Origin of the sequence: Streptomyces malaysiensis subsp. samsunensis, from assembly GCF_024519315.1 — a bacterium.
Classification (GTDB): Bacteria; Actinomycetota; Actinomycetes; order Streptomycetales; family Streptomycetaceae; genus Streptomyces; species Streptomyces malaysiensis.
On the sequence record NZ_JANIIC010000006.1, the window covers coordinates 23,585 to 34,999 of the forward strand.

Annotated in this window: 5 protein-coding genes; 4 read left to right on the forward strand and 1 reads right to left on the reverse strand. The window is 73.3% G+C overall.

Going from position 1 to position 11,415, the window contains the following annotated elements; genetic code table 11:
- Window positions 1-53 precede the first annotated feature (53 nt).
- The 4 genes from NQU54_RS07210 to NQU54_RS07225 all read left to right on the forward strand — a co-directional run bounded on the left by NQU54_RS07210 (window position 54) and on the right by NQU54_RS07225 (window position 9,498).
- The gene (locus NQU54_RS07210) at window positions 54-2,948 is read left to right on the forward strand and encodes a helix-turn-helix transcriptional regulator (protein ID WP_257630318.1); all 2,895 of its coding nucleotides are present in this window, start codon (window positions 54-56) and stop codon (window positions 2,946-2,948) included.
- A gap of 59 nt (window positions 2,949-3,007) precedes the next feature.
- Window positions 3,008-5,764 carry a helix-turn-helix transcriptional regulator gene (locus tag NQU54_RS07215; RefSeq protein WP_257630319.1) on the forward strand — a complete coding sequence of 919 codons (2,757 nt, stop codon included), beginning with the start codon at window positions 3,008-3,010 and terminating at the stop codon, window positions 5,762-5,764.
- Entirely contained in the window at window positions 5,754-8,561 is a 2,808-nt protein-coding gene (locus tag NQU54_RS07220; RefSeq protein ID WP_257630320.1) for an AAA family ATPase, read from the forward strand. The genes NQU54_RS07215 and NQU54_RS07220 overlap by 11 nt, the downstream gene beginning before the upstream one ends.
- A gap of 331 nt (window positions 8,562-8,892) precedes the next feature.
- Window positions 8,893-9,498, forward strand: coding sequence for a LuxR C-terminal-related transcriptional regulator (locus tag NQU54_RS07225; protein WP_257630321.1), 606 nt, complete (start codon window positions 8,893-8,895; stop codon window positions 9,496-9,498).
- 73 nt (window positions 9,499-9,571) lie between these two features.
- On the opposite strand, the gene NQU54_RS07230 is transcribed toward NQU54_RS07225, so the two are convergent.
- Window positions 9,572-11,287, reverse strand: a complete 1,716-nt coding sequence (locus tag NQU54_RS07230; protein WP_069860654.1) for a PucR family transcriptional regulator — start codon at window positions 11,285-11,287, stop codon at window positions 9,572-9,574.
- Window positions 11,288-11,415 lie beyond the last annotated feature (128 nt).

Consider the following 11,415-nt stretch of genomic DNA (forward strand, 5'->3'; position numbering starts at 1 on the left):
CAGCAGCACACTTTTCCGAAATTTTTCGCATTTTGTGGCTCTGAGGAGGCTGCGTGGTGGACCGGAAAACCGATTCCGGTTTACCCGGCGCGCTGGTCGGGCGCGTAGCCGAACTCGAGGCACTGACCGCCCACGCGGAGGCCGCCCAGCGCGGACGATCCGGGGTGGTGGTCCTCTCCGGTCCAGCCGGAATCGGCAAGACCAGCCTGTTGCGCGCCTTTCTCGACGGTGACGCCTGCCGGAAGATGACCGTTCTGCACGGTGTCTGCGGTGAGGTAGTGGCCGGCGCCGGATACGGCGGGGTGCGCGCCCTCTTCGGGGGACTCGGCCTCTCCGCCGAGGACGCCCAGGACTCCCCGCTGCTGCGCGGCAGCGCCCGCCGTGCGCTGCCCGCCCTGAGCCCCCACCCGGGCGAGGAGGGGCCGTCCACCGCCGTCTACCCGGTGCTGCACGGCCTGTACTGGCTCGCGGCCAATCTGATGGCCCAGGGCCCGCTCGTACTCGTCCTGGACGATGTCCACTGGTGCGACGAGCGGTCCCTGCGCTGGATCGACTTCCTGCTGCGCCGGGCCGACCAGCTGCCGCTGCTGGTGGTGCTCGCCCAGCGCACCGAGGCCGAACCGGTCGCCCCCGCGGCCCTGGCGGACATCCTCGCCCAGCCGCGCTCCTCGGCGATCCGCCTCGACCCGCTGACCCGCACCGAAGTGGCCGAGATGGCCCGCCGGGTCTTCGCGGCCCCCGTCGCGCTCTCCTTCGCCGAACGCGCCGCCGCCGTCTGCCGCGGCAACCCGCTGACCGTCACCCGGTTGCTGCGCGAGCTGCGGGCCAAGGGCGTATCGCCCGACGAGAGCGGCATCCGCGAGATCGCCGAGGTCGGGCAGTACGTGGTCGCCATGTCCGTGCGCGCCCTCTTCGACGCCCGGCCCGGCTGGGTCCGGGACGTGGCCACCGCCATCGCGCTGCTCGGCGAGGAGGACCCGGAGCACATCGGCGCGCTGGCCGGGGTGCCCGCCGCCCGCGTCGCGGAGGCCGTGGACCTGCTGCGCGGGGCCGAGGTGATGGCGCCGGACCGGGCGGACCTGGCCCATGACGTGGTGCGCTCCGCGGTGCTCGATGCCACCGGGGAGGAGCCGCTGGCCGAGCTGCGCGCCAGGGCCGCCCTGCTGCTGAGCGACGCCGGACGGCCCGCCGAGGAGGTTGCCAACCAGGTGCTGCTGGTGCCCGGCACCCCCCAGCCGTGGATGGGCTGGGTGCTGCGGGAGGCCGCCGCCCAGGCCGAGCACCGCGGCGCCCCGGAGGCCGCCGCCCGCTATCTCTACCGGGTTCTGGAGGCGGAGCCGGACAGCCTGTCGGCCCATGTCCCGCTCGCCAAGGCGCTCGCGGAGATCAATCCCGCCGAGGCCATCCGGCTGCTCAGGCGCGCGCTCAGCCTGGCCACCGACATCCGCACCAAGGCGCCCATCGCCGTGCAGTTCGGCCTCACCTGCCTCACCGTCCAGCAGTCGCCGGCCGCCGTACGGGTGCTCGGCGAGGTGCTCGACGAGCTCGAGGCCGCGCTGGGGCCGGAACCCGATCCACGCGACCGCGAGCTGCGCACCCTGGTCCAGTCGACGCTGCTGATCAGCGGATCCGATGAGAAGGCCACGATCCACACGGTCCGGGAGCGCTTCGCGCGGATTTCCGAACCCGCCGGGGACACCCCCGCCCAGCGGCAGATGCTGGCCATGATGACGGTCCTGTCCGCGATGGAGGGCCGCTCGGTGCGGCGGGCGGTGGGGCAGGCCCGCCGCGCGCTGAGCTCCTCGGACCGGCTCGACAACTGGTCGCTGCTCTTCTCCGCGTTCACCCTGGGTCTGGCCGACGAGGTCGAGGGGGCAATGGGCGCGCTGGACCACGCGCTGCGCCAGGGACAGGACAACGCCGCGGTGTGGTCGTATGTGATCACCCTGTCCTACCGCGCCCTGCTGATGCACGGTTTCGGCGCGATCCCCGACGCGCTCGCCGACGCCCAGACCGCCGTCGAGATCATCGCCGACGAGCGCTGGAGCGGCAATGTGACCATGCCCCAGACGGCGCTGGCGACGATCCTGATCGACCGGGGCGAACCGGGGCGGGCCGAGGAGCTGCTGGCCACCGTCACCCGGCCGAACCTGGAAAGGTTCGTCATGGAGTACCACTGGTACCTCATGGCCCGCGCCCGGGCCCGCTGGGCGCTCGGCGACAGCTCCGGTGCGCTGCGGCTGCTGTTCGACTGCGGCGCCTCCCTGGAGGAGTCCGGGTTCGCCAACCCGGCGTTCCTGCCCTGGTGGGCCGAGGCGGCCTGTGTGCTCGCGGCGGAGAAGCGGGCGGACGAGGCGGGGGACCTGGTGGCGCACGGCGCCGAGCTGGCCCGCCGCTGGAGCACCCCGCGCGCCTTCGGGCTCGCCGCCCTCGCCCGCGGCGTGACCACCCCCGGCGAGGCGGGCATCGCCCAACTCACCGAGGCGGTCGAGCACTTCTCCGGTTCGCCCGCCCGCGCCGAGCACGCGCGGGCCGAGTTCCTGCTCGGCGGGGCGCTGCTGGACATCGGACGGCCGCGCGACGCCCGGGAGCGGCTGCGCTCGGCCGTGGACCTCGCCCAGGGCTGCGGCGCGCTCGCCCTCGCCAAGGACGCCCGCAACCGGCTGGTCGCCGCGGGCGGCCGGATGCGTGAGATCACCGCCTCACCGGTCGACCTGCTCACCGGCACCGAGCGCAAGGTGGCCCAAATGGCCTCGCGCGGAGCGGGAAACCGCGAGATCGCCGAGTCGCTGTTCGTCACCGTACGCACCGTCGAGACCCATCTCACCAGCGTCTACCGCAAGCTGAGCGTCGGTCAGCGCGGTGAGCTGGCCTCGGTGCTCAGCACCCCGCGCCTTCCCGACCCCCAGGCCCCGGCGTGGGTCTCCGCCTCGCGCGGCCGACGCTGACGCGCACGCGGGAGGCTTGGTGACGCGCTTGTGTCCCGCCCCAGGCATATAGTCACACCATGCAGCTCCACGGGCTCCCGTTCCCCGGCCGTGAACGAGAGCAGGCCATGCTCGCCCAGACCGTCGCCGATCTCGGCCGGGGCCGTTCCTCTGTGGTGACGCTGATCGGCAGGCCCGGTTACGGGCAGAGCCGTCTGCTGAACCGCGCCGCCCGGCTGGCCGAGGACCAGGGCTTCCGGGTGCTGCGCGCCAAGGCGACCCCGGGCGAGCGCGATGTGCGCTACGGCGTGGTGGGCCAGTTGCTGGCCCCGATGGAAGGACTCACCGAAGGCTCGCTGAAGGCCCTGACCGGACACGGGCCCGAGAGCCGCTTGCCGGGCCTGACCGAGTTGCTGCGGACCGGCCGTGACCGCCCCACCCTGCTGGTCGTCGACGATGTGGAATGGCTGGATCCGGCCTCGCACCGCTGGTTCGGGGCGCTGGTACGACGGCTGCCCGACGCTCGGATGGTCCTGCTGGCGAGCGGCACCGGTCGGCTCCGCCCCGGCGCGTGCCCCCTCTCCACCGCACCGCAGCAGGTGATCACCCTCGAACTCGAACTGGCCCCGCTCGCCATACGCGATGTGGCCGCCACGGTGGCCCTGATCTGCGGCCGCCCCGCCGACAACGCCTTCACCTCGGCCGCCCTGGAGGCGAGCGCGGGCAACCCGCAGGTGCTCTCCGAGGCCCTGCGCCGCTTCACCCAACGCGGATACGCACCGGTGGCCGGGCGGGTGCCGGAACTGTGCACGATCACCGATGCCGTGGGCGGTGAACACCTCCTCCGGGTGCTCGGAGGTCTGTCCGATACGGCCGTCGCCGTCGTCCGCGCCCTCGCCGTCTGCGGCGATCTGCTGGACCTTGCCCTGCTGTACGCGCTCGCCGGCCCCCGCGCCGCGAGCGAGTCCGGACTGCCCGAGACGCTCCAGGAAAGCGGACTCGCTACCGCCTCCGGAACCGGACTCCGGCTGAGCCGGCCCGAGGCGCGCAGCTGGATCCTCGCCGAGATGCCCGGCGAGGAGCGGGCCGAACTGCACGCCCGCGCGGCCGAGTTCGCCTACCGCGCGGCCGTACCCGATGAGGACATCGCCCGGCTGCTGCTCGCCGCCGGCCCGGTCGACGAGCCGTGGGTGATCCCCGTGCTGCGCCGCGCCTGCGCCGCCGCGCTGCGCGCGGGCCGGACGGCCCAGGCGATCGCCTGTCTGTCGCGGGCGTTGGAGGAGCCGCTGGACCCGGCGCCGCGCGCCCAGCTGGGCCTCGAACTCGCCGCCATCGAAGTGCTGGCCGCCCCCGAGGCCGCGGGCCGCCGGCTGGCGGAGATCATCCGTACCGGCGACGGCGGCCCCGGCCGGATCCGGGCGCGCGCCGCCGACCTGGGGCTCTCCCGCGGCGACGACAAGGCCCTGCGCCGCGCGATCGCCGATGTGCTGCCCTCGACCGACGGGGAGGAACGGGTCGCCCTGGCCGGGCTGTTCTGGCTCACCGAGTCCGACGGGCAGGACGACACCGATCTGATCCCGGACGGGATCCCGCCGCTGCCCGACGATCCCATCTGCCCGGCGCAGGCCGCGGCGCGCGCCTGGCGGCTGGCCCTGCGCGGCGACGACCTGCCCACCGCCCGTGCGCTGGCCCAGCGCGTCTTCACGGTGGACGGCAGTGCGGGGGCCCTGATCCTGCCCCGGCTCACCGCCGCCCGGACCCTGCTGCTGACCGACGACCTGGACGAGGCCGAGGTCCGGCTTGACGTGCTCCACACCGATCTGCGCAGGCGGCACGCCCGTGCGGCCGCCGCCCAGGTCCTGGCCGTCCGCAGCGAGCTGAACCTGCGGCGCGGCCGGCTCGACATGGCCGAACGGGACGTGGCCGCCGCGGAGCGGTCGCTGCCCCGCTCCCTCTGGCACCGCTACACCGTCCCGTATCTGATGGCCGCCCGGATCCTCATCGCGCTGGAGAACGGTGATCTCGGCCAGGCCGGTGTGCTCGCGGCCGTGTCCGCCCCCGCCGAGTCGCGGGAGGGCGCCTCCTGGGGCTATCTGCTCTTCGCCAGGGCGCTGGTGGCCCTCAAACAGGACCGGATGCCCGAGGCGCTGGAGCTGTTCCGGGCCACCGGCAGATGGCAGTTGGGCCGTGGCCGGATCAACCCCGCCCTGATGCCATGGCGTTCGATGGCCGCCCGGGTCCACGACACCCTCGGCGACCACGGGGAGGCACGGCGGCTCACCGAGGAGGAACTCGCGCTGGCCCGTTCATGGGGCGCCCCCAACACGATCGGCTGGGCTCAGCTGGGGGTCGGACGGGTGGTTCGCGAGGGACGGGTCGACCGTCTCCGCGAGGCGGTGGCCACCCTGCGCGGCACCCCGGCCCGGCTCGCTTACGCGGGGGCGCTGATGGAGCTGGCCACGGCCGAGTTCGACGCGGGGAACCCGCGGTCCGCGGACCCCCTGGTGGCCGAGTTGTTCTCCTTCGTCATCGCCAACCGGTCCTCCAGCAAGCTGGTGGCACGGGTGCGCGAGCTGTCCGAGCGGACGGGGCCGTCCACCGCCGGCGGACGCGTCCCGCACCCGGAGTGGGAGACCCTGACCGAACCCGAGCAGCGCACCGCCGTCCTCGTCGGACTCGGCCATGGCAACCGGGAGATAGCCGAGACCCTCTCTGTTACCAGACGGACCGTGGAGCTACGGCTCAGTGGCGCGTACCGGAAGCTGGGGATCAGCGGTCGCGCGGAGCTGATCGGGTTGCTGCGGGCGACGAAGGGAGGCGGCACGGGTGCTGCTTGAACGGGAGACCGAGCTGGCGCAGGTCGCGGAGGCCCTGCGGGCCGCGGCGGAGGGCAGCTCATCAGTGCTGTTGCTCACCGGCCCCCTGGGCGTCGGCCGGACCGCGCTGCTGCACCAGCTGCCGACACTCGCCGAGAGCGAGAAGATCCGCGTCCTGCGCGCCAACGCCGCGCCGATGGAGCAGGACTTCGCCTTCGGCGTGGTCCGCCAGCTCTTCGACAGCCTGCTGACCGGTGCCCCCGAAGAGGCCCGCGGACGCCGGCTGGAGGCGGACGACGACGTCTGCCGGGCGGTCTTCTGCGACGACGCCCCGCTTCTGGACGAGAGCGGGACCCCCACGATCCCCGAGCAGGCGCTGTACGGCCTGCGCTCGATGCTGGCCCCCGTCAGCGCCGAGAGCCCGTTGCTCATCCTCGTGGACGATCTCCAGTGGGTCGACACCCCGTCGTTGCGCTGGCTCGCCTTCCTCGTCAAGCGGCTGCACGGGCTGCGCGCCGTGGTCGTCTGTACCCTGCGGGACGGCTACCGGCGCCCCGGGGACCCGCTGCTCCGCGAGATGGTCGACGCGGCACGGCGGGAGCTGCGCCCCGCGCCGCTGTCGCTGGGCGCCACCAAGGAAGTGATCCACGAGCAGTTCGGCGTGCCGGGGGACGAGGAGTTCGCCCGCGCCTGCCACGAGACCTCGGTGGGCAATCCGCTGTTCCTGAAGTCGGTGCTGGCGGGCCTGGCCATGAGCGGCCACCGCCCCATCGCCGAACATGCCGAGGCGGCCCGCTCCCTGCGCCCCGCCCAGCTGCGCGAGCGGCTGGCCAGCTCCCTGCGCGCCCAGCCGCGGCCGGTGCGGGACCTGGCCGCGGCCATCGCGGTCCTCGGCGACCAGGCGGAACCGGACCTCCTGGGCCGGCTGGCCGGGCTGGACCCGATCGGTTTCCAGGCCGCGCTGCGCCACCTCCACCAGTTGGGACTGCTCGCCTCCGAGCAGGAGCTGCGTTTCCTCCACCGGGCGGTGCAGGACGCGATCGAGTCCTCGATGACCGTGGCCGAGCGGGAGCGGCTGCACGACGCCGCGGCGGGCCTGCTGTACCACATCGGACGCCCCGCCGAACTGGTCGCCGCCCAGCTCCTGGCCGTCACCGGCTCGGACCACCCCTGGGCGGTGGAGGTGCTGCGGGCCGCGGCGGACACCGCGCTGCGCCGCGGAGCGCCGCGTACCGCCGCCCGCTATCTGCGCCGCGCACTGCTGGACGGCTCGCTGAGCGGGGAGGGCCGGGCCCGGCTGCTGATCGATCTGGCCACCGCGGAGCGCGGCTTCGACCCGGCCGCCTGCGAACGCCATATCTCACAGGCGATACCCCTGCTGACCACGGCCAGGCTCCGGGCCGCCGCGGCCCTGCGGATCTCACCGACCATCGTGGGCCTGGGGCCCCCGTCCGTCGGCGATCTGCTGCACCAGGTCGCCGAGGACCTGGGGCCCGCGGACTCGCTGGAGGGCGCGGCGCGCGATGTGGCGCTGCGGCTCGAGGCGCGGCTGCGGCACGCCGGACATGAGGATCCGGCGGAGCTGGCCGCCGCGGTGGAGCGGCTGTCCGCGCTGGGGGAGGAGCCCGCGCTGATCACCTCCGCCGAGCGTGAGCTGACCTCGGTGCTGCTCAACGCGGCGGTGCTGACCGCCCGTTGGCCCGCGGACGGCGTCTCCCGGCTGGCCAACCGCATCCTGGAGCGTGAACCGGCCACCTCCGGACAGGTCCACACCCCGCTGCCGCTGGTGGTGATCGGGCTGGTCGCCGCCGATTCGGTACGGGGGATCAGCTCCTGGCTGGCGATGGAGCAGCAGACCCGGCGGCAGGGCGGTACGGCCGTCGACGCGCTCGTCAACGTTCAGCAGGCGATGGTGCTCAGCGCCCGCGGACGCGTCGCCCAGGCACGTGAGTACGCCGAGCGCGCCGTGCGGCTGGCCGAGGTGCACTGGCAGGAGGCCGGGGTCGTCTCCACCGTCGCCCTCACCCGCGTCGCCCTCGACCTTCAGGACTCGGTGCTGATCGAGCGGATTCTGGACGGCCCCGGGCGACGCCGTAGCTCAAGCCTGGCCATGACCTCGGCGCTCCAGTTCGTCAAGGCGGCGCAGGACGCCGAGAACGGCCGCTGGACCAGCGCCCTGGAAACCCTTCTGGCCTGCGGCCGGCAGCTGGAGGCGACGGGTTGGCGCAACCCCGTGCTCTTCTCCTGGCGGCCCTGGGCGACCGACCTCCACCGGCGGGTCGGCGACCCCTGCGCGGCGGCGGCGCTGGCCGAGGAGGAGCTGCTGCGGGCGAAGGAGTGGGGCGCCCCCGTGGCGCTCGGCCGCGCGCTGCGGGTGAAGGCCCGGCTGATGGAGGGCGACCCGGCGGTACGGCTGCTGCGCGAATCGGTCGATGTGCTGCGGGCCTCGGCCAATGAACTGGAACTCGCCCGAGCCCTGGTGCAGCTGGGCCAGCGGCTGAGACCGGGCGGCGAGGCGGCGTCGGTCCTGCGGGAGGCCGCGGCCCTGGCCTCGGCGTGCGGAGCGCCACGGCTGGTCGAGCGGATTCGCGCCGCGGACGGCAGCGGTGCGTCCGCGGCCGCGCCCGAGGCGGCCCTCACCCGTACCGAACGCACCGTGGCCTCCCTCGTCGGACGCGGCCTCACCAACCAGGAGGTCGCCGCTGAGCTGGGGGTGAGCTCCCGCGCCATCGAGAAGCACTTGACCAGTTCCTATCGCAAGCTGGGCGTCTCGGGCCGGCGCGAGCTCATCGAGCTGCTGCCCCGCATGGATTCGTGAACGGAGAGTTAACGGCGATAATTGGTCGGTGTTTGACGAGGATTCGTGAACCCACCGTACCGGCCCACCGAAGCGGTGGGGTTCGGACCGAACCTTCGGCGGACCCCACCACGGGATTGGGTGGTGACACCCCTGTTGACGTTGACTTCCGTGCTCGTAGATCCCTAGTCTCAATTCTGAAATGAACATTTGGAATTGAATATAGATATTCGATTCCGAATACTGAGGATTAGGAAGGGATGGCAGTCCCTTGGCATTGCCTTTGCTAGCGGATTCGGCTCGGCCAACCCCCCACGAGCTTGGACACGAGCAGACCGAGTACACGGATCTATTGCGCCAGTTCGACCAGCCAGGGGCATGTGTCGTCTGTCTCGACCCGTCGCTCACCGTCCAGCAGGCGAACCGGGAGTTCTTCCGGCAGTTCGACGACGCCTCCGCGGACGTGTGCGGCCGCGATTTCTGTGAGCTTGTCCACCCCAGCGTCCGGCAGGCGCTGAAACGGCAGTTCACCCGGCTCCTCGACGGCTCCCGCCACCGGTTCACCACCCATGTGGTGGCCGTCGGGGCCGAGGGGACCGCCTTCACCAGCGCGCTCACGGCCGTCGCAGTGCGCGAGGGCACCGCCCGTGTCGCCTCGATCCTGGTGGTGCTGCGTCCCACGGCGGGTGGCGAGGAGGTGGAGATGGTCACCAACCGCAAGAAGCTCCTCACCGAGACCGAGGCGCGCATCCTGGAGGGGATCGCCGCCGGGCTCTCCACCATCCCCCTGGCCTCCCGGCTGTACCTGAGCCGGCAGGGTGTCGAGTACCACGTGACACGACTGCTGCGGAAGCTGAGGGTCCCCAACCGCGCGGCCCTCGTCTCCCGCGCCTACTCCATCGGCGTGCTCAACGTCGGCTGCTGGCCGCCGAAAGTCGTCGACGACTTCATCAAATGACGCCCGCGCCGCGGATGTCGACAGACGCGCCACGGCCGGCCCGGACCGGGGCCGACCGTGGCGCGTCGCCGTGTCAGGAGGGGGCCGGGCCCCGGGACAGCCGCAGCAGATGGAAGGCGGTGAGCGCCACATGGAGCTGGGTGCGCTGCTCACCGGACTCCAGATCGCAGCCGAGCACCCGCTCTATCGAGTGCAGCCGCTGGTAGAACGCCTGCCGGGACAGATTCGCGCGCTTGGCGGCGACCGTCTTGTTGCCCGCCGCGTCCAGGAAGGTGCGCAGCACCGGCAGCAGATCGGTGCCATGCCGCTCGTCGTAGTCCACCAGCCGCCCCAACTGCCGCTCCACGAACTCCTGAAGCCGCACATCGCCGCGCAGCGCGTACAGCAGCTGCCGCAGCCCGATATCGGACAGCTCATGGAACGCCTTGTCCGGCGTCCCCGGAACGGCGGCGTCCGCGACCCGCGCGGCCTGCTGGAACGACCGGGCGGTCTGGGAGAGATCCGACACCTCGGAGCCGACGCTGATCACGGCGTCCGGCCGGGACTCCCGCACCGACCGGCTCAGCCGCTCCACCAGCGGCCGCCAGGCCGTGGCGGCGGGCAGGGCCAGCAGCACCCCTATGTGGTCACCGGGCAACGCGCCGACCAGTACGGCGGCCCCGGCCGCCCCCAGCTCGTCCGTCAGCCGGTCCTCGAGCTCGGTCGTCTCCCCGGCGCCGGGTCCCGGGCTGACCAGCACCACCATCAGCCGGCGGCCCGCCACCGGCACGCCCAGCGCCTCGGCCCTGGCCCGGGCCTCGCCCCTGGAGCGGCAGCGCTGCTCCACCAGGTCCAGCAGCAGGGTGCGCTGGGCCCGCCGCTCCCAGCGGGTGTGATGGGTGAGCCGGGCGATGGTCAGGGCCGTGGCGGTGCGCTCCAGGACCATCGCGTCCTCCGGGCCGACCGCCGGGTCCCCGGCCCCGTCCGGGAGCATCAACAGCCGCCCCCACCGCTCGCCCCGGTACTCCACCGCGGCCACCAGCCAGTCCTCCGGACCGCTCAGCCCGGTCCGGTCGGGGGAGGGCGTGGCACGCGACCGCCGCTCCCAGCCGGTCAGCGCCCCCTCCACGCCGCCTCCCGGCGAACCGCAGATCACGGCCTGGTGCACCAGGTTCTCCAGCACCACGGGGTGCCCGCTCAGCTCGGCCGCCATGCCCACCACCTCGTCGGGCCCGGCGCCGCGCAGGGTCAGCGCGGTGAAGGTGTCATGGACGTCCTGGGCCCGGCGCAGGCTCTCCACCTGACTGCCGACGATCAGGGAGTGGAGCACCTGGGTGACCTCCACGAAGTTCACGGTCCGGGAGAGCAGGACGAGCGGGAAGTCCCGTGCCAGACACGCCCGTACCAGCTCGGACGGCGGCCGGTGGTAGCGCCGCACCAGCTCGATGACCAGCCCGGCGGCGCCGATGTCCGCGAGCTCGTCCACATACCGGCGGACCAGCGACGGGTCCTCGGGCAGCGGCATCCCGGTGGTCAGCACCAGCTCCCCGCCCTTGAGGAAGGACGCCGGGTCGAGCAGTTCGGTGATGTGGACCCAGCGGACCGGCCGGGACAGCTGCCCATGGCCGGACACCACCTCCGGCGCTCCTGCGGCCAGCACCGGAAGCCGCAGCACCTCGGCCAGGCTGAGCGGTGGCCGCCCCGGGACCCGCGGGAGGCCGGCGGGCCGGGAAGGGGCCGTCGGGGGCCCGGCGGGCCGGGCCGGCGGCCGCCCGGCAGCGTCGTACGCATTGCCGCCGGAGCCGTTCATACGCCTCACTCTGGCAAGCCGACGCCCGGTGCGCAACCACGATCCCGGCCGCCCTCTTGACACGGTCCGCGCCCGGGGTCGTTGACAGATCGTCCATAGCGATCACCACCCCGCGACACAGTGATCAT

Excerpts from the sequence above, each read along its gene's own strand:
- NQU54_RS07215 (WP_257630319.1), top strand. The coding sequence starts at position 3,008 with ATGCAGCTCCACGGGCTCCCGTTCCCCGGCCGTGAACGAGAGCAGGCC.
- NQU54_RS07230 (WP_069860654.1), bottom strand. The coding sequence starts at position 11,287 with ATGAACGGCTCCGGCGGCAATGCGTACGACGCTGCCGGGCGGCCGCCG.